Genomic DNA, 22111 nt, shown 5'->3' with positions numbered 1-22111 from the left:
GAGGCGTGTCCGAACTCCCCCGTTCCTCATCCCGCCGAGCAGCACGCCTCGCAGGCCTGCCCTTGGGAATCGCAGGTCGTGCGGCCGGCTCCCTGGGCCGGCGCGCCCTCGGCAGAGGCGAGGGCGATTTCACCGAGGAGCTCGCCGACCATGCCGCCGAGCAGGTGTTCGCCGTCCTCGGGGAGCTCAAGGGCGGGGCGATGAAGGTGGGCCAGGCGCTGAGCGTGTTCGAGGCCGGAATGCCCGACAAGTACGCCGCGCCGTTCCGCGAGGCCCTGACCAAGCTCCAGGCCGAGGCCCCGCCGCTGCCGCCGGCGCAGGTCGAGAAGGTCCTCGATGCCCAGCTCGGCCTGCGGTGGCGCGACCGGTTCGCCGACTTCGACGGAGTCGCAGCGGCCGCCGCCTCGATCGGCCAGGTGCACCGTGCCGTCTGGTCAGATGGTCGCGAGGTGGCGGTCAAGGTCCAGTACCCCGGCGCCGACGAGGCCCTCCGCTCGGACCTGCGGCAGCTTCGCCGCCTGGGGCCGTTCCTCCGACCGCTGAACCCGGGGACCGATGTCAAGGGCGTGATCGACGAACTGTACGACAGCGCCGTCTCCGAGCTCGACTACCGCAGGGAGGCGGACACCCAGCGGGTATTCGCGGAGACCTTCCGCGACGACCCGCTCATCCGCGTTCCCGCGGTGCTCGCCTCCGCCCCCAAGGTGCTGGTCACGGAGTGGGCGGACGGGCGACCTTACGGCCGGATCGCCGCGGAGGGCACGCAGGAGGACCGCGACCGGGCCGGCGAGTTGCTCGCCGAGTTCCAGTTCTGCTCACCCAGCCGCGCCCGGATGATGCACGGTGACCCGCATCCCGGGAACTTCCTCCTCGCGGACGACGGCCGGATCGTGGTGCTGGACTTCGGGGCCGCGCTCCCGCTGCCGGAAGGCATGCCCGACGTCCTCACCTCGATGATGCGTCTGGCGCTGGCCGGGGAGGCCGAGGACCTGCTCGCGCTGATGACGCGATCCGGCTACGTCGGCCGCAGCGGGATGGACCCCGCGGACGCGATGGCCTTCCTCGGCCCGTTCATCGAGCCGATGCGCTCACCGGAATTCCACTTCGACCGTGCGTGGCTGCAGGGGATCATGGCCGTCTACGGGGATGTGTCCGGGCGGGAGTTCCGTACGTCGCGCTCGTTCACGTTGCCACGCGAGTACGTCCTCATCCACCGGGTTCTCTCGGCCTCGGTCGGCATCCTGTGCCAGCTCGAGGCGACCGCTCCCTATCGCCGGATCGTGCAGCGGTGGATGCCGGAGATCTTCCCCGACGAGACGTGAGACCCGGCCTGGTCGAGCAGCGCTCAGCCCTGCCTGACGCTCAGCCCTGCCTGATCAGACGGAGGACGTCGTCCCCGTATTCACCGAGCTTGTGGGCGCCGATACCGCCGATCCGCCCGAGCGCCCTGGTGTCCGTGGGTCGCTCGCGCGCGATCTGCGCCAGGGTGTCATTGGTGAACACGGTGTACGCGGGTTTGCCGATGCGGTCCGAGGTCTCCTTTCGCCAGTCCCGGAGCCGTTCGAACAACCCCGTATCGACCTCCACCGAGCACTCCGGGCAGAGCCCCAGGGCGCGGTGCATCGCCCCGGTCAACCTCTCCCCGCATCCGCGACACAGCCCCTTCTCCGGGGCCTCTGACGCCCTCCGGGCCCCCGCGGGCGCCGGGGCTGGCCGTACCGGGTCGAGGAATCGGCTGGGTCGGCGCGTCGCCCGGCCGCCGGCCCGACGGCTCCGGCTCCAGGAGACGGACAGGTGCTCCCTGGCCCGGGTGATCCCCACGTACAGCAGCCGACGTTCCTCCTCGATGGCGTCCGGGCCGGCGTTGATCGCGTGGCTGATCGGCAGGCTCCCCTCGTGCACCCCCAGAAGGAACACCGCGTCCCACTCGAGCCCCTTGGCGGCGTGGAACGACGCGAGGGTGACCCCTCGCTGGTCGGGCGCGTGCCTGGCGGAGGCCCGGGCGCGCAGACCCGCCACCACCGGGAGCAGTCCGGGACGGGTCTCGGTGGTCGCGATCTCCTCCGCCAGACCCACCAGCGCCGTCAACGCGTCCCACGTCTCCCTGGCCTGGGTGCCGGACGGTTCGGCCGCCGACAGGCCCAGCGGCTCCAGGGCGCCGCGGATCACCCGCACGAGGTCGGTGGGGTCCGTGAGCGCCGAGTGCGCCTCCGCCCCCGCCTCGTCCGTGCCGTCCACCAGCCGATCGATCGCCGACATGGCCCGTCTGATCACCGGCCTGTCGAAGAAGCCCTCGCCCCCCTTGAGCCGGTAGCCGATGCCCACCTCGTCGAGTGCGGCCTCGATGCGTTCGGACTGCGCGTTGACCCGGTACAGCACGGCGATCTCCGACGGGTCGAGGCCTCCGTGGACGAGGTCCGCGATGGACCCCGCCACCGCCTCCGCCTCCGCATCCTCATCCGGGTACTCCGTGAGGACGGGGTCCGGGCCCGGCGGCCGCATGCCCCGCAGGGTGAGCCCCGCCGACCGGAAGCGCCCGGAACCGGCCCCGATCACCGCGTTGGCCAGGTCGACGACCTGCGGGGTCGACCGATAGTCCGATTCCAGACGGACGACCGTCGCCTCGGGGTACCTGTCCGCGAAGCCCAGCAGGTAGTCCGGGTCCGCGCCCGCGAAGGAGTAGATGGTTTGGTTGACGTCGCCCACCACCGTGAGGTCGTCCCGCCGCCCGAGCCAGGCCGTGAGCAGACGCTGCTGGGCGGGCGTGACGTCCTGGAACTCGTCCACCACGAAGCAGCGGTACCGGTCGCGGAACTCCTCCGCGATCGCCGGCACCTCCTCGATCAGTTCCGCCATGTGCGTGAGCAGGTCGTCGAAGTCCAACATCCGGACCGGACCGGAGACCTTGAGGTCCTCGTAGGCGCGGAACGCCCTGGCCACCTCCGGCGCGGGGGCCGGGAGATCGCGTCCCGACGAGATCGCGTGCTCCGCGTAGGTATCGGGGGTGAGCAGGCTCGACTTGGCCCATCCGATCTCGGTGAGGACGTCACGGATCGTCTCGGTGGACGGGTCCATCCCGACCCTGCGCACCGCCTGCGCGACCGCACGGAACTGCCCGTCGAGGAGTTGCCACGGTTCCTCGCCGTAGACCCGGGGCCAGAAGAACGAGAGGGTGCGCAACGCCGCCGAGTGGAACGTCCGGGCCTGGACCGGCCCCGTCCCCGCATCCGTCACACCGAGCCCTGCCAGCCTCATCCGGAGTTCACCGGCGGCGCGGGCGGTGAATGTCACCGCCAGCACCTGGTCCCCTCGGACGTGGCCCGTGGTCACCAGGTGGGCGACCCGCCGGGTGATGGTGCGGGTCTTGCCGGTCCCCGCACCCGCGAGGATGCAGACGGGACCGCGCGGCGCCAGGACGGCCCGGCGCTGCTGCGGGTCCAGACCGTCGAGCGCCGCCTCCTGATGCCGCCGAATGTCACTCACGCCCCCATCGTGGCATCCGGCCCCGACATCCCGCCCGGGGGCCTCCCCCCGGGATGATTCCCCGCGGCTCGGGCGTTGGACCTCGTCATGAGCGAACTCACGAATGACGATTCCGCCGCCCTCACCCTGTACACCACGACGTGGTGCCCCTTCTGCACGCGACTGAAGAAGCTGCTGGACGAGACGGGGATCGGATACACGGAGGTCGACGTGGAGGCCGACGCCGACGCCGCGGCGTTCGTCGAGAGCGTGAACGACGGCAACCGGGTCGTCCCGACCGCGCTCTACTCGGACGGGACCACGGCCACCAATCCCCCGGCCTCGCAGGTCCGGGCCAAGCTGGCCGAGCTCGCGGACGCCTGAGTCAGCCCTCGCCGTCGACGGCCGTCACCCACGACCGGAGCATGACGTGGGCGATCGACACGGCCGGGGCGACCGACAGGTCACCGTCGCCGTCCAGCGCCGCGCGGACCTGGTCGACGTCGAACCAGGCGGCCTCGCTGATCTCCTCGTCCTCGAGGAGGATCAGGTCCTCCGGGTCCGCGATCGCGTGGAAACCCACCATGAGCGAGCGCGGGAAGGGCCAGGGCTGGCTGCCGAGGTAGCGGACGCGGTCGACGGTCACGCCGACCTCTTCCCGGACCTCGCGGCGCACACAGCCCTCGAGCGACTCCCCCGCCTCGACGAACCCTGCGACGTGCGAGTACATCCCGTCGGGCCAGACCGGTTGCCGGGCGAGCAGGACGCGACGTCCGCCGTCGTGGACCAGGCAGATCACCGCCGGGTCGGTGCGCGGGTACTCGGGCCCCCCGTGGAACGGATCCGTGATGGCCCATCCGGCGTCGACTCGACGGGGGTGGTGCTGCGGTTCGCGTCCCCGGACCGTGTCGCGGTGCCAGCCGATCAACGCGACGGCCTGGGAAGCGAGTGATCCGTCGCCCTCCACCAGATCGGCTCCCACGGACCGGAGGGTGCCCACCGCGGGGTCGCCGGACAGCTCGTCGACCGGCAGCGCCCAGATGTGCCGGCCCTCCTCGGTGCGCCCGAGGAACACGGCGGTCTCCGGCAGCGTCTCGGAATGGTCCGCCGCCGGTTCCAGGCGGATTCGGCGCCGTCCGCCGGACGTGGGCTCGGAGGCGAAGCGGTCGCGCCGGTCGACCCGCATCACACGGGCGGTGGCCCAGCCCGCCTCCAGCGCCTCGGAGTCCTGTCTCAGCGGCGCGGCCCGGTCGGGCGCCGCGACGGACAGGACGGGGTCGGAGTCCAGACTGAAGTCCAGCGGCATGGTCGGAGTTCCTTTGCGCAGGTAGCGAGGGGCGCGGTCCAGCGTAGCGAGGATCCACCCGTGCCGGTCACCGGTCAGCCCGACACCATTCTGATGTAGAGCAACCGGTCCCCCGACTGGAGCGCATCCGCCTGGGGCTCGTTGACCTTGATGAGCTGACCCTTCCGGACCACGCCCAGGACGAGTTCGGCCAGATGCCGCGGCGATCCGCCCACCTCGGACTCCTCGACCCGCCGTTCGGCGATCGAGAAACCCTCGTCGGGGGTCAGCAGGTCCTCCATCATCCCCACGACGGTCGGGGTGATGGTGGCGAGCCCGAGCAACCGCCCCGCGGTCTCGGCGGAGACCACCACGGAATCCGCGCCGGATTGCTTGAGCAGGTGCTTGTTGTCTGACTCACGTACCGTCGCGACGATCTTGGCGTTCGGTGCGAGTTCGCGGGCCGTCAGGGTCACCAGCACGGCCGTGTCGTCGGAATTGGTGGCCACGACCACCGCGCTCGCCCTGGTGACACCCGCGAGTTTGAGTACATCGGACCTGGTCGCCGACCCCTGGACCGTGACGAGGCCGCGGGCCGCTGCGGACTTGAGCGCCTGGGCGTCGGTGTCCACCACCACGATGTCGTCCGGCGCGATCTCGTCGGCGAGCATGGCGGCGACGGCCGACCGCCCCTTGGTGCCGTAGCCCACGACGACTGTGTGGTTGCGCACGAGACTCCTCCAACGCTGGATCTTGAAAGCTTGCCGGGACTGCTCGGTCAGGACGGACAGGGTCGTACCGACCAACAGGACGAGGAACAACAGTCGCAGGGGCGTCACGACGAGGGTGTTGACCAGCCTCGCCTCCTGCGTCACCGGCGTGATGTCGCCGTACCCGGTGGTCGAGAGGGACACCGTGGCGTAGTAGAAGCAGTCGATCAGCGTCATCTCGCCGTTCGGTCCGCCGCCGCCCTCGTAGCCGGCGCGGTCGACGTAGACCACCAGCACACCCAGACACACCACGGCGAGCGCCATGATGACCCGCTTGCCGATCAACCACCACGGGCTCTCCGCGTTCTCCGGGATGCTCACCACGCCCACCAGGACGTGGTCAGGGCTCTCGTCCAGCGGGTCGCTGCCACGGAACCGGGACGCGATCGCGCGCTTCCTCACCATCGGCAGCTCCGTTCCGGGACGGGATCGCCGTCGATCCCCGTCGTCATCGGCCACCATCGTCGCCTATCGGTGCCCGTCGGACAATACGCGCCCCCTTCCCGTGCGCGTCGCCGAGCAACCGGAGGAGCTCGGCCTCGTCCGGCAGGTCCGCCGGTTCCACCGTTCGACCGGTACGGACGTAGTGGAAGGCGGCCCGGACCCTGTCCACCTCGACGGTCCTGCCAAGCCTCGCCGAGACCACCTTCGCCCATGCGTACCGGTACACCGCCAACTGGAGGGACACGGCCGGGAGTTCCCGCGAGGTCGGGACCCGACCGGTCTTCCAATCCACGACGATCCAGTCGGCCCCCTCGCGGAAGACCGCGTCCATCCTCCCCCGCAGGAGGTGCGCACCGAGACCGACCTCGAACGGGACCTCCACCGCCTCCGGGGTCAGCCGAGCCCACCGCGAGGCCTCGAAGGCCGTCTGGAGCTCCGCGAGATCCGCCTCGGACAGCCCGTCGACCGCCCCGTGATCTCCGGCGCCGGGCAGGTCGTCCATGTCGAGGAGATGGGTGGCGCCATAGCGGTGCTCGAGCCACGCGTGGAACCTGGTCCCGCGCCGGGCGAACCGGTCCGGGCGGAACGGCACGGGCCTGCGGAGCCGCTCGGCGAACGCCTGGGGATCGGACGCCATGGCCACGATCTCACCTGCCGTGAGCCGACGTGGCAGGACCACCTCGTCCCGCGCCGCCGCGGTCCGGCGGAGGTCCTCCAACAGGGGTGCGGCCGCGAGGTGCCACCGGCGCGCCGGTCCCGCCCCCGGGGCCTGCTCGCCCTCCGGGTCCACCGGGACCGCGCGGTCCACCGCGCGAGCGGCCGCCGCCAGGTCCGGATCCGCGGCGGGCGGCCAGGTCGCCTCGACGACGGAGGTGGTCGCTGGGTTGGTGTCGGAGGGTGTGACGACGAGGTGGTCGATCGTCCCCAGTGGTTCGGTCCCCCCGCACGACGCGAGGACCTCGTCGAGGAACACCGACGGCCCCCGCGGTGTGGTCCTCTCCCCGTGCCAGTGCGAGGCCGACAGCAGCAGCGACTGCTCGGCCCGGGTGACCGCCACGTAGAAGAGCCGCCGGTCCTCGTCGAGCGAGCGGCGTGCGACGCGCTTGATGTGGTCCTTGAGGGCCGTCTCCAGGAGCTTGCGGTCGGACACGGCGTCGAGGCGGGGCACCGGCACCCCACCGGGGTTGGCCTCGGATTCCCGGTCCCCCCGCAGCGCCTCGGGAAGGTGGGTGGCCGATCGGACGGAGGTCCGGGGTGCCTGATCCGAGGGGAACACCCCCGTCGACAGGTGGGGCACCGCCACGATCTCCCATTCCAGTCCCTTGGCCGAATGCACGGTGAGGATCTGCACTCGTCCCGGCGTCGCCGCGACTTCCCCCCGGGGCAGTCCGCCGTCGACGCTGCGGGCGAGGTCGAGGTAGGACAGGAAGGCATCGAGCGCCGGCCCCCGATCGGCCCGGAATCCCGCCGCCACCTCCTGCAGTGCGTCGAGCTGTTCTCGTGCCTCCCCCCCACCGAACCGCTCACGCAGCCGGACCTCGGCGTCCAGACCGAGGGCCTTCTCCGCGGCGGCGACGAGTCGGGCCGGGGGCGCGGAGGAGCGGGCGCGCAGCGACGAGATCATCTGCGCGAGCTCGGCGATCCGGGCGACGCCCGCCGGGCTGTAGGACTCGGACGGGCCGGGATCGGCGAGGGCGTCCGCCAGGGCCGCCGAGTCGGTGTCCTCGCCCTGGGCGATCGCGTCGAGGATCTCCTCGAGGTCCTCCACGCTGGTCACCGCCCCGCTCGTCGTGGCGGGGCGCCGGAGCGAGAGCGCGGAGGCACGACCGGCCAGCGCCGCCAGATCGGCGGCGCCGAGGGCGAAGCGGGAACCGCTGAGCAGGCGCAGCAGCGATGCTCCGGCGCCGGGTCGGGCGACCACGGTGAGCAACGCGACCACGTCCGCGACCTCCGGGACGTCCAGCAGCCCGCCCACCCCCACGATCTCCGCCTGCAGCCCTCGGGCCTCCAACGCCTCCGCGAGGGGACCCGAGTCGCTGTTGCGCCGGACGAGGACGGCGGCGGTCGGCACGCGTCCGGCCGCGACCGCGGCGTGATACCGGGCGGCCAGGCTGTCTGCCAGCCACGCGCGCTCCTCCTCGACGGTGTCCAGGACCGCCACCCGCAGGTCGGCGGGCGCGGCCCAGGGACGTGCCGTCAGCTCGGGGACGGGCACCGACCCCGGTCGGTCACGCAGCGGCAGGGTGATCCGGTTGGCCAGCAGGAGCACCTCGGGCGGATTTCGCCACGACGTGGTGAGTTCGCGCAGATGAGACCGGGTGCCGTCGGCCCGGGGGAAGTCGTCGCCGAACAGATCCAGGTTGGACGCCGAAGCGCCCCGCCACCCGTAGATGGACTGCATCGGGTCACCGACCGCGGTGACCGCCGGAACCGGACCCGCACCCCCGCCGAAGAGGGAGGCGAGCAGGACGCGCTGCGAATGGCCGGTGTCCTGGTACTCGTCGAGCAGCACCACCCGGAAGGCACGGCGTTCGGCCTCTCCCACCTCGGGATGGTCGCGGGCGACGGTCGCCGCCAGCGCCATCTGCGACCCGTGATCCAGCGCCGATTCCGCTCGCATCCGCGCGGCGACCGCGTCGACGAGGTCGGCCAGTTCGTCCCGGTGCCCCTGGATGGTCGCGGTCTTGGCGAGCCACTCGGTGGGTGCCTCCTTCTGTCGGGGGCCCCCCGGCAGCGTCGCGATGAGGGTGGAGATGAGGTCGGGGTGCGTGCGCAGGTCGTCCGTGGTGACGAGGTGATCGGACAACTGACCCGCCAGGGCCATGACGCTGCGGGTCACCGCAGCCGAGCCGGACGTGGTGGTGAGGGGGGACTCCCACCTCGACACGACGTCGTGGGCGAGCTGGAACGCGGCGGTCTCCGTGAGCAGACGTGAATCCGGCTCCACCGGGACGAGCAGGCCGTACGACCCGAGCAGGGTGCCCGCGAAGGCGTGGTAGGTGGAGATCTGCGGGTCCTCGGTCCGGATCGACTCGGCGATCCGGGGGTCCGTCCCGGGTCCGATACAGAGCGGGCTCCTGGCCAGGGCGTCGAGGCGACGGCGGATTCGCCTTGACAGTTGTTGAGCCGCCTTGCGGGTGAAGGTCAGACCCAGGATCTCCGAGGGCCTGGCGTAGCCGTTGGCCACCAGCCACACCACGCGCGCGGCCATCGTCTCGGTCTTGCCCGCCCCGGCACCGGCCAGCACGAGCGTCGGCTCGGTGGGACCCGCGATCACCGCCGCCTGCTCCGGGGTGGGGCGGTGGATCCCCAGCGCGTCGGCGATCTCCTCCGGGCTCGTGTCGATCCTGTCCACGTGCGCGCTCATCCGGTCACCTGCCGACCCTCCGCCTGGGCGGGGCAACTGCTCCGCACGGCGCAGTACGTGCACCACGACCCCACCCGGGCGGTGTAGGTCGGCCCGACGGTCGCGCGACCGGCCTCGAGCACCCGGCCGGACAGCGCCTCGGCGCCGGCCGCGGTGAGCGGGTCCTGGGTGCGCTCGGTCGGCATCCTGCCGGCGCGACCGCCGAGGTACAGCAGGAGTCCTCCCCCGGGGGCGCGGTCGGCCGCGGCCGCGACCGATCCTTCCCGCACGGCGAGCTGGTACAGCGCGAGTTGTGGGTGCGCCGCCGCCGCCACGCCGGTGATCGCCTGAGCCGACGTCTTGACGTCCACCGGGATCACCTCACCCGAGAGGGTCGCCTCGAGCCTGTCGATCCGACCACGGACCCTCACCGCACCGGGGACGTCGAACTCGAACGGTTCCTCCACCCCGGCGGTCGTGTACCGATCGCGTGTCCCCGACCTCCACTGCCGGAACGACTCGGCCATCCCGATCATGGACTCGGCACCGCTCGAGGCGAACCACCCGCGGGCTCGGGTGAGCGCGTCGGCGCGTCGCATCACGACCGCCCGCAGGGACTCCTCCGAGATCGCACCCTCGACCGCCTGGGTGAGCGCGTGCACCGCCGATCCCCGCAGGAGCGGTGCCTCCGATCCCGACGCGGCCGAATCGCCCCCCGACTTCTGGAGGAACCAGCGGAGCGGGCACTCCTCGAGTGCCCCGAACCCCGACGGGGAGAGCACGGCGACCGGCTTCCCCTCCTCTGCGGGGAAGGGCGGTGCATCGGTGGACGTCCCAGCGGACCCGTACCAGGTCGCGGGGTCGGCCTCCCTCACGCCCGAGTCCCGGAGCCGGGCGAGCAGGCGGGCCGCGTGGGTCGAGTCCGCCGGGTCCGTGCTCGGATCGAGCACTGCGGCCCTGAGGTCCACGGCGAGGTGCTGCAGCGTGAACACCGTGGGCGCGTACCCCCCTCCGGCCCGGGACGGCGCCTCTGCCCCTTGCTCTCCCTGCCCCGACGACCCCCCGTACGAGGTGGCCAGGTCCGCGACCTCGTCGACGAACCGCGATGGGGCGACGTCTCCCCCGTCCGCCGACTCGACCGCGGTGAGGAGCAGATGGCTCCGCGCGCGGGAGCAGGCCACGTAGAACAGCCGCCGTTCCTCGGCCGCCCGGGCCGCGGCCGAGGACACCGCCCTCTCCGCCTCCGACGGCACCGGCCCGTCGCCTGCCACCTCGGTCAGGTCCACCAGCTCGTCGACCCCCAGCAGACCCGAACGCCGACGCGGCGCGGGCCACAGCCCGTCCTGGACCCCGCAGACGGCCACCGCGCGCCACTGTCGTCCCACCGCGGCGTGCGCGGACAGGATGCTCACCGCGCCCCCGCGGGCGCGGGTGTCCGCCCTGCGGGGAGCGGGGAGGTCCTCCCCGGAGACCACGTCGCAGAAGAGCGCGACCGACCCGCCGGGCACACGATCCACGAAATCCGCCGCATGGTCGAACAGGGAGACCACGGCATCCAGGGACCGGTCCGCCGACCGGGACCACGGGTCCGCGGCGACGGCCTGGCGGACCAGCCTCCGCTCCATACGGGAGGCCGACCACGCCGCCCAGAGGACCTCCTCCGCGGTACCACCGGCGGCGAGGGCCTCCCGCACGGCCGCCCGGGCGTGCCGCACCCGCGTGACGGGGGCGAGCTCCACCGCGGTGAGGCCGGACGGGGCCGGCCCCCGCTCGGAGAGGACGAGTTCCCCGAGGATCTCGGCGCTCGGCGCGGAGGCGCCGATCCCCGAGCGACGGATCCCGCGCCGCAGCCGCCGCATGGCCACGGCGTCCGCGCGGCCGATGGGTCCCGAGAGCAGCGCGAGGGTGCGGTCCGCGTCCGTGCCGTCCCCGCCCTCCAGGACGGAGCGCAGAAGAAGGAGCAGCGACGCGACCACCGGGTCGTTCGCCGGGGGCAACTCGGCTCCCGCGTCGACGACCGGCACGCCCGCGGCGTCCAGCGCGGGCAGGAGCGCATCGGTGACCCTGGGCAGCGATCGGGTGATCACGGCCATCTCGCCGTAGTCCATCCCGTCCAGTACGTGGCGCCGACGCAGGAAGTCCGCGACGACCGCGGCTTCCGCCGACGCGGACCCGGCCACGACGACCCTCACGGACCCGTCCTGTCCACCGGGCGCGGCCGGCGCGAGCTCTCGGGGACGGTGACGGGCGGCCCCGGGGAGCCGGGAGCCGATCCGGGCGGCGACGGCCGCGACGGCGGGGTCCATCCGGTGTCCCGCGAGCAGGTCCACCGCCCGGCCACCCTGGTCGACCACCGCTCGGGCCAGGCCCCCATCCGCGCCCCGGAACCGGTAGACGGACTGGTCCCCGTCCTCCGCGACCAGGAGGACGTCCGCGCCCCCGCCGATCGCGGCCACGAACTCCGCGGCCAGGGGGTCGAGGTGATGGGCGTCGTCGACCGCGACCAGACGGCGGGACCGGACGATCTCACGCAACTGCGGGTCCGCGTTGAGCGCGTCCACCGCGGCACCGACCAGCTCGGCGGCGTTGAGCGCCTCGGGAACGTCGGATTCGCCTCCCCTCAGGCTCGACCGGAGCGCCATCTGCTCCTCGTGCCGACGGAAGAACCCGGCCGCCGCGACCCAGGCGGGCCGCCCGGCGGAGCGGCCCATCCGCGCGAGTTCACGGGGGCCGATCCCCCTCTCGAGGGAGCGCAGCAGCAGATCGCGGAGCTCGCGTGCGAAACCCACGGTGGCCAGGGCCGGCCTCAGGCGCTCGGGCCAGTGGCGGGCGCCGTCCGCCATCTCCCCCAGCAGCGTCTCCCGCACCAGCGCGTCATGCTCGGCGCCGGTCCGGAGACGCGGTGGAGGGGCGTCGACGCGGGCCGCCGCCAACCGGACCACACCGTAGGCGAGTGAGTGGACCGTGCGGACGGGCGCGTCGGTGCCCACCACGAGCTCCGGCGGGAGCCCGAGGGTGATCTCCTCGAGCAGGGCGGCGCCCGCGGTGGCGGAGGCGGAGAGCACGAGCACCCCGTCGAGGCCGACCCCGCCCATCACCGCGGCGCGGACTACATCCACGAGCAGCGAGGACTTGCCACTGCCCGGCCCACCCCGCACCACCCAGCGCTCCTGCTCCCGTGCCGCCCCCGGACCCCAGTCCCGGTGGAGTACCCCGTCGAGTTCCGCAGGCCACTCCCGGGCGACCGGGCTCCCCCCGTCAGCGGGCGCTGACGGGGTCCCGGGGACGAAGGCTGCGGCGGACTCGGTCACGGCTAGATGAGACCACACGCCTCCGACAGTCCACCCGGACGCCCGCATCCGTCCGCCTCAACCCCGCCCGCCTCCGACCACGTGCGCTGGCCCTGTGGACCCGACCCGCAGCACACCCCCGCTGATTCCGCGCATTCCGCCAGCGCATGCCGGGGGGCCGCGCATGCCGGAGGTGCCGCGCATGCCGGGGGGCGGGGTCAGCGCAGGGTGTCCTCGAGCATCCGCGGTCGGCACGCCGTGCGGGCGACCACGGACATCACCGCGAGCACCGCCGTGAGGAACGCCAGACCCGCCCCGAGCCCCGGACCGGCCAGGAGGATCCCGAAGACGATGGGTCCGAGGCACGCGGCCGTGTACCCGACCCCCTGTGCGAATCCGGAGAGTGCGGCGGACCCCGCCTGCGTGCGGGTCCGCAGATTGATCAACGTCAGGCATAGGGGGAACGTGCTGGGGCCGACCCCGAGCAGGCACACCCACAGCCACGGTGCGGCGCCGGGCGCCCAGAGCAGGCCGGCGAAGCCGGCGAGGTAGGACAGGACCGAGACGACGACGACGGGGTACGGGTCCTCGAACCGACCCGCCGCCCACGGCACGACCAGCGCGGCGATCAGCCCGATGGCCGAGTACACGGCCAGTGCGAGGCCGCCCTCCGCACGGGTCATCCCGATGGACTCGGCGACGGCCGGGAGCCAGGTGAAGAAGGCGTAGGTGCACAGCGAGTTGGTGCCGAAGAACAGCGCGAGCGCCACCCCGACGGGCGAGCGCCACGGTCGGATCCGCTGCGCGGGGGCCGCCCCGGCGGCGGCCCCGGCGGCGACCGGGCCGGCGGTGTCGGTGTCCGTGTCCGCGTCCGTGCGGAGGATCTCCACGATCCACGGGACCGCCGCGACGATCGCCAGGACGGCCCACCAACCGATCGACACCCGCCACCCGGCGGCCTCCTCCACGGGGACCGCCACCAGCGCGGGCACGACGGTGCCCAGCTGGAGACCGGTGATGTACGCCATGCTCGCCGCCGCGACGTGCTGTGGGAAGTACTTCTTGACCAGCGGCGGCGCCACCACGTTCCCGATTCCCATCCCCGCCAGCGCGATGAGGGATCCGGCCCCCATCACCCAGGGGTCGGGGGCGAGGGCGCGCACCACCTGGCCGGACGCGGCGGCGGCCATCGCCAGGACGGTCAGCGCCTCCAGGCCCATGCGGCGCAGCGCGATCGGGGTGAGCACACCCCAGAGCGCGAACATCGCCGTCGGCACCATCCCGAGCAGGCCCATCCCGCCGGTGCCGAGGCCGATCTCCGCGTCGATCACCCCGAGCAGGGGGCTCAGCGAGGTCACGGCGGTGCGGAGGTTGAGCGAGACCAGGACGACGCCGACGAGGGCGACCACCGGGACCGCGAGGGCGCCCGACCGGGACCCCGCCCGCGGGGAGCGGGGACTCATGCGTCCGCGTCGCCGACGTATTCCTCGACCGCACGCGCCATAGCCTGCAGCCCGTCCACGGCCGCCGGGCGGGACCCCGGGTGCAGGGCGTGGGCGGCCAGGCGGAACACGGCCGCGCGCAGCACCATCTGCGGCCACTGGTCGAGGTGGCGCCAGCGCGCGAGGACCCCGGGGTCGACCGTGCCCCACGAGAGGTGGTCGACCGCGACGACCGCCGCCGACCACGACGCGGGCCGGACGTAGGGGACCACGTCGGTGAGGGCGGGTTCGGTCGACGCGTCGAAGAGCAGGCCGCGGGCGAGGTCCCCGTGGACGACCCCGGATCCCACACCCGGGTCGACCGGCCGCCGGAGCCGGATGAGGCCGGTGGCGCCGAGCAACGCCGCCGCGCGGTGGGTGGCGAAGACGGTCCCGCGGTCCTCCATGCCGGGCGCGAGGTCGTGCTCGGGGTCGCCGTCCCACGAGGCCGCCTCGGCGAAGGCGAACAGGTCCGTCTCCGACCAGGGCCTGGTGGCGGGGCGACGGACCAGACGGGGCCGTTCGACCCCGTCGAGGGCGGCGTTGATCCGGGCCGACCAGGCGATGGTCTCGTCGGCGCGGGCCTCGGCGCGTCCGGGGACGGCCCGGTCGGCACGCCACCCGCCGACGACGTGCCTGCCGTCCCTGGACCGGATGGGCAGGGCCACGCGCAGGCCGGTGACGTCCATCTCCTCGCGCACCCGTGCCGACCAGTTGGCCAGTGCGGCGTCCGCGACCGGGCGCAGGACCACCGGGCCGCCCGGCGAGGCGACGAGCCACCCCGTCCCGGATCCGGCCGCCACGGGGACGGCCGGGCCGTCGGCGACGCCGAAGGCGCCGCGGACGTGGTCGGGAACAGTATGGTCGCTCACGCCGACCACGGTACCCACCCCACCGGTCAGTACCCGGGCAGGGACGGGTCGACGTCGCGGGTCCACGCCTCGATCCCGCCCTCGAGCGAGCGCACCCCGGCGAATCCGGCGTCCGACAGCGTCGCGGCCGCGCGGGCGGACCGCGACCCCGACTTGCAGTACACGACCAGCGGCCCGCGGGCGGCGGCGCGACCCAGGACACCGGTCGGGTCCGACGCGTCCTCGGCGACCGAGTCCAGGGGGACCCACACCGAGGGCTCGATCGTCGCGATCGACCGCTCCCCGGCACCCCGGACGTCGACCAGGACCGGGGCCACGCCACCGGACGGACCGGCCTGCGCGAGTTCCTCCGCGAGGCCGGCCGCCGAGACCGTCGGCACGTCGATCCGGCCGAGGTCGGACACCCCGCACGAGGCGCCCCCGGCACCGTCCGGCAGCTCCGTCACCGGTCGCCGCGAGGGGTCGGGCCGGATCGTCACCGTGCGGTGGGTGGACTCGAGCAGGTCCATCAGGACCAGGCGACCGAGCAGGGGGCGACCCGCACCGGTGATGAGCTTGACGGCCTCCATCGCCATCATCGATCCGACCGTGCCGCACAGGGCGCCCACCACCCCGGCCTCGGCGCAGCTCGGGACCGACCCCGCGGGTGGCGGGGCCGGGTACAGGTCCCGGAGGGTCACGGCGGCCGCGGGCGCGGGCGGGCGGGACCAGAAGACGGCCAGCTGGGCACGGAAACGGTCGATCGTCCCCCAGATCACCGGGATCCCGGCGATCTCACAGGCATCGGAGACCAGGTAGCGCGTCGCGAAGTTGTCACTGCCGTCCACAACCAGGTGATGACCCTCGATCAGAGCCCCGATGTTCAGCGCGTCCAGCCGGCCGTGCACCGGGGTCACCCCGACCCCCGGTGCCAACTCGACCAACCGGTCACGGGCCGAGTACACCTTCGGTCGGCCGATCGCCGGAACGGAGTGGATCACCTGCCGGTGCAGGTTCCCGAGGTCCACCTCGTCGTCGTCGATCACGGTGATCCGCCCGACGCCCGCCGCGGCGAGGTACAGGAGCACCGGCGACCCGAGTCCGCCCGCTCCCACCACGAACACGGACGCGGCGCGCAGGCGCCGCTGTCCCTCGTCGCCGATCGCCCCCAGCAGGAGGTGACGGGAATAGCGTCCGCGATCGTCGGACGTCAGCTCGGGACCCGGGTCCACCAGCGGGGGCAGCCCCGAGTCCGTGGCGCCGCCCACCCGGCTCACCCCCCCGTCGGCGGGCCGTCGGGGAACGGCCACGCGTTGTACCTGCAGGTGTCATCGTTGTCCGGGACCACGCCCTCGGGGTCCAGGCGGAAGATCTCCGCGTTGGTCACCCCGAACGTCTGCTGCATCATCACCGGCGCCAGCGCACCGTCCGCCGGGCAGGGCTCGTGGGCCGGGAAACCGATGGCGTGGCCGACCTCGTGGTTGACGAGGTACTGGCGGTACGACCCGATGTCGCCCTGGAACGACCGCGCCCCGCGCACCCAGCGGGCGAGGTTGAGGTAGACCCGCCCGGTCGAGGCGTTGTAGCAACTCGCCTCGAGCTCGATGTCGTACCCGCAGTTCTCACGGACCGTGAGGGGGCTGGCGAGCGAGATCCTGAACGTCGGCTCGCCCTGATCGGTCCGTTGGAACGCCAACGCCCCGTCCGCGGTCCAGCTCTTGGGGTTGGCCAGGGTCGCGTCGACCATCCGGGCCACCGAGTCGTCACCGCCGAACTCCACCGTGTCGACGCCGTCCTCCACCTCGACGGTGTAGCTGAACAGCTCGGCCGTGGGGCGCCCGATCAGGTCGGTGCGGCCGGGGATGGTCCGGAACCCGCCACTGCCGGCCTCGATGAAGGGCCCGCCCTCCGGGAGTCTCCCGCTCGGGGGAAGCTCCCCCGCCGCGGGTCCCCCGACGATCCCGGGCGCCTCCGGCTCGGCGACCGTCCCGGCGTCCCCCGGCCCCGTCGCCGCCACGGCGTCCGCGACGACGAGCGCGGTGAGCACGATCAGGACCGGGATGGCGTACGCCCGCCATCCCCACGTGGTGAAGAACCTGCCCACCGGGGTCTGCTTGCGCAGGTGGTCCCTGGCGCCCGGAACCGACCGCCGGCGGCCCGGCGTCGGCTCCTCGGGATCCCACGGTGCACGCAGCGGCTCACCGTGCGGCGGGTAATACGGAGAGTGCGACTCGCGGCCTCCCCCGGCGGTTCCCCGCGCGGTGGGCCCGATGTCGACACCGTCCGACGTCCCGCGACGGCCGTCGCTCATCCGCGCACCTCCACATCCGCTCCGGTCAAGGCTTCCACGATCCCACACGGCCGGTGGTCGCCTCCTCCGGCACTCCGCCTCTGCGGGTATTGTCCGTCTGGCCCGGTCGGCTGTCGACCCGGGTGCGCGGGAGGACAGGAGCCACCACATGACGAGCCCGGACGGTTCATTTCCCGCCGCCCCGGGGCGCGCCAGGGCCACCCGGCTCCCCCGCGGTGCCCGGCGCCGCCAACTCCTCGACGCCGCCGGGACCGTGTTCGTCGACCAGGGGTTCCATTCCTCCGGGATGGACGACATCGCCGTCCTCGCCGGGGTCTCGAAGCCGGTGCTCTACCAGCATTTCGACTCCAAACACGACCTCTACATCGAGGTCCTGCGCCACCACGTGGACGAGTTGCTCGGCCGCATCAGGGCCGCGCTCACCTCGACCTCGGACAACCGTCGCCGCGTCGAGGCCGCGGTGGACACCTTCTTCGCCTACGCGGACTCCGACACCCGCGGCTTCCGGCTGGTCTTCTCCTCCGAGTCCGGCGACCTCGACGTCCGGCGCGAACTCGACCGGGCGACCGACGGGTGCATCGACGCCGTGCACGACCTCGTCCGCGGCGACTCCGGGCTCGACGCGCATCGATCCCGCCTCCTCGCCGTGGGCCTGGTGGGGGCGAGTCGCGTGAGCGCGGGCCACTGGCTGGACGCGGGTCGGCCCATCCCCCGCGCGGAGGCCGTCTCCACGACGGTCACCCTCTGCTGGGGCGGCCTGTCCAAGATCCCGCGCCAGTCCACGGACCGCCCCGGCCAGAGCTAGACCCTCAGGAGAGGAAGCCGACCGCGCGGCGAGCGGTCTCGCCGATCTCCACGTAGGCCACCTTGTCGGTGGAGACGAGGTACCGGCGCCCCTTCTCGTCCTCGAGTTCCAGGACCGACCTGCCCTGGGCGGTGAGCGCGGCCTCCACCCGCTTCTCCACGTCCTCCGGGGACATCCCCGTCTTGAACGCGAGCTCACGATTGCTGTCGGCGATGCCGATCTTGACCTCCACGGTGCCTGCCTTCTCGTCGTCGACGCACGTCACGCCGTCCTCGGTGGTACGTGGGAGCCAGGCTAGCCCAGACTCCGTGATCCGCGACGGCACGGGATAGGATGGGCTGACGTGGATCACACCCGCGCCCGGTCCTCGGCTCGAGCCGGGTCCGTCACCGCCGATCCGCGTGGAAATGTGCGCGCCCCGCTCGCCGAGCCCGCCCACCAGCGGCCCGAATTCATCCGCGCGCGAGACGAGAAAGGCACCGCCCTGTCCACTACAGATGTCACCACCAGTGAAGTCGACGGCATGGCCACGACGACCGCCGTCGTGGACGCTCCGTCCTCGGACTCCTCCCCCAGCTTCGCCGAGCTCGGCGTCCGCCCCGAGATCGTGACCGCGCTCGCCGAGCGCGGTATCACCCACACCTTCGCCATCCAGGAGCTCACCCTCCCGTTGGCGCTGGCGGGGTCGGACCTCATCGGCCAGGCCCGCACCGGCATGGGCAAGACCTACGGTTTCGGGGTCCCGCTCCTGAACCGCATCTCCGTGGGCGAGAAGACCCGGGAGCTCGACGGCACCCCACGGGCCCTCATCATCGTCCCCACCCGCGAGCTGTGCATCCAGGTCACGCAGGACCTGAAGATCGCCGCCACCGGGCTCACCGCCCCCCACGGCTCGGGGACCCGGCCGCTCAAGGTGCTCGCCATCTACGGCGGCACGCCCTACGAGCAGCAGACCGACGCCCTGGAGAAGGGCGTCGACGTGGTGGTGGGGACCCCCGGCCGCCTGCTCGACCTGGCCAACCAGTCCAAGCTGGTCCTGGGCAAGGTCGAGGTGCTGGTCCTGGACGAGGCCGACGAGATGCTCGACCTGGGTTTCCTGCCGGACATCGAGAAGCTCCTCCGGATGGTCCCGGACCAGCGGCAGACCATGCTGTTCTCGGCCACCATGCCGGGGCCGATCATCACCCTCGCGCGCACGTTCCTCACCAAGCCCACCCACATCCGGGCCGAGGCCGCCGACTCCGGCGCCACGCACGAGAACACCACCCAGCACGTCTACCGGGCCCACTCCATGGACAAACCCGAGCTGGTGTCCCGGATCCTCCAGGCCGACGGTCGCGGGGCCTCCATGATCTTCTGCCGCACCAAGCGCACCGCGCAGAAGCTCGCCGACGACCTGGCCGAGCGCGGCTTCCGGGTGGGGGCCATCCACGGCGACCTCGGCCAGGGCGCGCGCGAGAAGTCGCTCAAGGCCTTCCGTTCCGGGGACGTCGACGTGCTCGTGGCGACCGACGTCGCGGCGCGCGGGATCGACGTCGACGACGTCACCCACGTCATCAACTACCAGTGCCCCGAGGACGAGAAGACCTACGTCCACCGGATCGGCCGCACCGGTCGGGCCGGGCGCAAGGGCGTCGCGGTCACCCTCGTGGACTGGGACGACCTGCCCCGCTGGGGACTCATCGACAAGGCACTCGGACTGGGCCACGCCGAGCCCGCCGAGACCTACTCGACCTCCGCGCACCTGCGATCCGAACTCGGGATCCCCGAGGGTGCCGGGGGCCGCGTGGGCGCCGCCACCGGGACCGGGTCCGGCCGCACTCCGACCGACCGCGGCGCCGGCCGCGACTCCGGAACCCGCTCCGGCAGCCCTCGGCGTCGTCCCCGGAGCGAGGACTCCGCCCGGGCGACGACGCAGGCACCGCCCGGACCCGGTGCCGCCGGGGAGGCCCCGACCGCGGGGGACGACGCCCCGCGTCGGCGACGCCGCCGGCGCCGCCCCTCCTCCTCCGAGTCCACCGGTCGGGACTGATTCCCGCCCCCGCCGCAGCCAGGAAGGGCACGTGCGCACACCGAGAAGTGGCTTCGGACATCGCGGCCGGCCGTTCGTCGACGTTCCCTCCGAGCGGAGGACACGACGCGACCTCCTCACCGCGGGGATCATCGCGGTCGCCGTGGTGCTGTTCGCCGTGGTGGTGATCGTCTCCGGCAGCGCCGCGCGATCCGGCCTCCGCGCCGCGGGCGCGGACCAGCCCGTCTACGGCCCGGCGGTCGAGCCTCCCACCACCCTCCAGCCGCTGTGGTCGCACGACTCCGGCGGGACCGGGGCCCCGCTCACCACCAAGGGCAACCTCGTCACCGTGTCCCCCGACGGCACGCTCGTCGGCCGGGACGCGGGGTCGGGTGAGGAGCGGTGGGCCTATTCGCACGCCGGCCGGTTCTGCGCGGCCGCGTTCTACGCCGACGCCCTGGTGGCCGCGTTCGACGGCGCCTCCGGGTGCAGCGACGTCACCGCCCTCGATCCCACCGCTCAGCAGTACAAGAGCACCCGGCAGAGCCACTTCCCCGACACCATGGAACTGCGCAGCACGTGGCGACACGCGCTCGCGCTGAGCCCGGAGCGGCTCGAGATCTGGCGGGACGACCTGGTCCGCACGGTGGAGTACGGCGAGGTCGACGCGCCCCAGGAGGCGGGGATGCAGCCCCGGACCGGCTGCACGCTGGTCACCGCGGGACTCACCGACGAGAGATTCGCCGTGACCGAGCGGTGCCCGGACGACGACTCCGTCCGTCTCACCCTCTCCGCGACCGTCCCGAAGGACAACCGCAAGCCGGAGGACATCGCCTCCGCGCCGACCGGCGCCGACGGCCTGTGGATCATCGAGGTGAGCGACGCCGGCGTGCTGGCCCTGGAGCAGCGGGGCACCGCTTGGACCGTGGAGTGGTACACCTCCCCCACCGAGCACTCGACGATCGCCGCGCTGGGCGCGGAGCCCGCCCTCAAACCCTCCCCGGACACCGTGACCGGGGACACCGAGCAGGCCCGGTGGTTCGACGGCGAGACGACACGCGCCTTCGACGTCTCGACGGGCAGGCTCTCCTGGAAGTCGGACGGCTCGACCGGCCCCGGCCTCACCGGGGGCTGGTCACCCGACCCCGCGGCCGAGACCGTGATGAACTGGGTACTCATGCCGGTCGAGGGGGGTATCGCCCTCCTGGACCACGACACCGGTCGCGAGACCCGGCGCCTGCCCTCGACCTCGCCCCGGACCGACGGCGTCACCGGCCTCGCGCAGATCGGCGACATCCTCTACGAGCGCGGCGCCGGAACGATCTACGCGTACAAGCTCATCGCCTGACCGCCCCGCCGGGTCCGGGTGGGGATCAGACCGCGTACCACTCGATCGCGTCCCTGCGGAACAGCGACACCAGGGCGATCGCGCACACCACCGCGAGGGCGATCCCGGCGAGGTACTGCTGCGAACCCACGCCCACGTACCACGCCACGAACAACAGCAGCAACTGGGCGATCACCACGAGTCCACGACCCCAGCGTCGACCCTGCAGGAGCCCGATCCCCGCGGCGAGCAGACCGCCACCGAGGATCGCGAACCAGATGGCGGTCCCGTAGCCGCTGATGACCACGGTCTCCTCGCGGTGACCGCCGACCGCGCGGACCAGCAGCGCCACCGCGACCCCCACCCCGATCAATCCCTGGACGGCGGAGATCCATCCCGCCACCCGCACGGAAGTGGGTATCGCGGACCGCCGATCAACGGGGGGGCGATGGTCGTCTGGTCGTCTCACGTTCACCGCTCCAGCCTAGGTCGCGCCCCCTCGCGAACCGGAATCACCCATGTGGAGTGGGCTCCGATTCACCCGTATCGGCCGCTGGTGTGGGGTTTCCGGACGATTTGACAACGCGGGTGACCTTTGCCACATCGCCGGAAAAGAGGGTTGACTTGTCACAGAATCGTGGCACGATCACTCGTAACAACGCAGACACACCCTGTTTGCCTGTCCTTAACCGGGAGCCCCTCCGCACGGAGCGGGCCCGCGGAGCGGG

At 72.9% G+C, this 22111-nt stretch carries 16 protein-coding genes; 5 read left to right on the top strand and 11 right to left on the bottom strand.

What is annotated here, in order from left to right; genetic code table 11:
• Nucleotides 1-5 precede the first annotated feature (5 nt).
• Nucleotides 6-1322 carry an ABC1 kinase family protein gene (locus B4M60_RS14325; protein ID WP_291085494.1) on the top strand — a complete coding sequence of 439 codons (1317 nt, stop codon included), beginning with the start codon at nucleotides 6-8 and terminating at the stop codon, nucleotides 1320-1322.
• Nucleotides 1323-1362: 40 nt separating this feature from the next.
• On the opposite strand, the gene B4M60_RS14320 is transcribed toward B4M60_RS14325, so the two are convergent.
• On the bottom strand, nucleotides 1363-3483 hold the full coding sequence (locus B4M60_RS14320) for an ATP-dependent DNA helicase UvrD2 (protein WP_291085491.1): 2121 nt from the start codon (nucleotides 3481-3483) through the stop codon (nucleotides 1363-1365).
• A gap of 87 nt (nucleotides 3484-3570) precedes the next feature.
• Here B4M60_RS14320 and B4M60_RS14315 point away from each other — a divergent pair, with 87 nt between their 5' ends.
• Entirely contained in the window at nucleotides 3571-3846 is a 276-nt protein-coding gene (locus B4M60_RS14315; protein WP_291085487.1) for a mycoredoxin, read from the top strand.
• A gap of 1 nt (nucleotide 3847) precedes the next feature.
• Here B4M60_RS14315 and nudC read toward each other — a convergent pair whose 3' ends face one another.
• The 8 genes from nudC to B4M60_RS14275 form a co-directional block, all read right to left on the bottom strand.
• Complete coding sequence (gene nudC / locus B4M60_RS14310; RefSeq protein WP_291085484.1) at nucleotides 3848-4768, bottom strand: NAD(+) diphosphatase; 921 nt, start codon at nucleotides 4766-4768, stop codon at nucleotides 3848-3850.
• 74 nt (nucleotides 4769-4842) lie between these two features.
• Nucleotides 4843-5922 (bottom strand): potassium channel family protein, encoded by a 1080-nt coding sequence (locus B4M60_RS14305; RefSeq protein WP_291085481.1) that lies wholly within the window; start codon nucleotides 5920-5922, stop codon nucleotides 4843-4845.
• Nucleotides 5923-5965: 43 nt separating this feature from the next.
• Nucleotides 5966-9328, bottom strand: coding sequence for an ATP-dependent DNA helicase (locus B4M60_RS14300; RefSeq protein WP_291085478.1), 3363 nt, complete (start codon nucleotides 9326-9328; stop codon nucleotides 5966-5968).
• Complete coding sequence (locus tag B4M60_RS14295) at nucleotides 9325-12618, bottom strand: UrvD/REP family ATP-dependent DNA helicase (RefSeq protein WP_291085475.1); 3294 nt, start codon at nucleotides 12616-12618, stop codon at nucleotides 9325-9327. The genes B4M60_RS14300 and B4M60_RS14295 overlap by 4 nt, the downstream gene beginning before the upstream one ends.
• A 197-nt stretch (nucleotides 12619-12815) precedes the next feature.
• Nucleotides 12816-14060 (bottom strand): MFS transporter, encoded by a 1245-nt coding sequence (locus B4M60_RS14290; protein WP_291085472.1) that lies wholly within the window; start codon nucleotides 14058-14060, stop codon nucleotides 12816-12818.
• The gene (locus B4M60_RS14285; RefSeq protein WP_291085469.1) at nucleotides 14057-14950 is read right to left on the bottom strand and encodes a TIGR02569 family protein; all 894 of its coding nucleotides are present in this window, start codon (nucleotides 14948-14950) and stop codon (nucleotides 14057-14059) included. The genes B4M60_RS14290 and B4M60_RS14285 overlap by 4 nt, the downstream gene beginning before the upstream one ends.
• A 26-nt stretch (nucleotides 14951-14976) precedes the next feature.
• Nucleotides 14977-16239, bottom strand: a complete 1263-nt coding sequence (locus B4M60_RS14280) for a ThiF family adenylyltransferase (protein ID WP_291085466.1) — start codon at nucleotides 16237-16239, stop codon at nucleotides 14977-14979.
• Nucleotides 16203-17240, bottom strand: a complete 1038-nt coding sequence (locus B4M60_RS14275; RefSeq protein ID WP_291085463.1) for a DUF3152 domain-containing protein — start codon at nucleotides 17238-17240, stop codon at nucleotides 16203-16205. The genes B4M60_RS14280 and B4M60_RS14275 overlap by 37 nt, the downstream gene beginning before the upstream one ends.
• Nucleotides 17241-17388: 148 nt before the next feature.
• On the opposite strand from B4M60_RS14275, the gene B4M60_RS14270 reads away from it, so the two are divergent.
• On the top strand, nucleotides 17389-18045 hold the full coding sequence (locus B4M60_RS14270) for a TetR/AcrR family transcriptional regulator (protein ID WP_291085461.1): 657 nt from the start codon (nucleotides 17389-17391) through the stop codon (nucleotides 18043-18045).
• Between the two features lie 4 nt (nucleotides 18046-18049).
• On the opposite strand, the gene B4M60_RS14265 is transcribed toward B4M60_RS14270, so the two are convergent.
• On the bottom strand, nucleotides 18050-18277 hold the full coding sequence (locus B4M60_RS14265) for a DUF3107 domain-containing protein (protein WP_291085515.1): 228 nt from the start codon (nucleotides 18275-18277) through the stop codon (nucleotides 18050-18052).
• Nucleotides 18278-18568: 291 nt separating this feature from the next.
• On the opposite strand from B4M60_RS14265, the gene B4M60_RS14260 reads away from it, so the two are divergent.
• Nucleotides 18569-20077, top strand: a complete 1509-nt coding sequence (locus tag B4M60_RS14260) for a DEAD/DEAH box helicase (protein ID WP_291085512.1) — start codon at nucleotides 18569-18571, stop codon at nucleotides 20075-20077.
• Between the two features lie 31 nt (nucleotides 20078-20108).
• Complete coding sequence (locus B4M60_RS14255; RefSeq protein ID WP_291085459.1) at nucleotides 20109-21404, top strand: PQQ-binding-like beta-propeller repeat protein; 1296 nt, start codon at nucleotides 20109-20111, stop codon at nucleotides 21402-21404.
• 25 nt (nucleotides 21405-21429) lie between these two features.
• Here the strand turns inward: B4M60_RS14255 and B4M60_RS14250 are convergent, their stop codons facing one another.
• Complete coding sequence (locus B4M60_RS14250; protein ID WP_414646812.1) at nucleotides 21430-21858, bottom strand: hypothetical protein; 429 nt, start codon at nucleotides 21856-21858, stop codon at nucleotides 21430-21432.
• Between the last annotated feature and the right edge of the window lie 253 nt (nucleotides 21859-22111).

The organism is Dietzia sp. UBA5065 (genome assembly GCA_002415925.1).
Classification (GTDB): Bacteria; Actinomycetota; Actinomycetes; order Mycobacteriales; family Mycobacteriaceae; genus Dietzia.
This window is presented reverse-complemented; position numbering and strand designations above follow the sequence as displayed.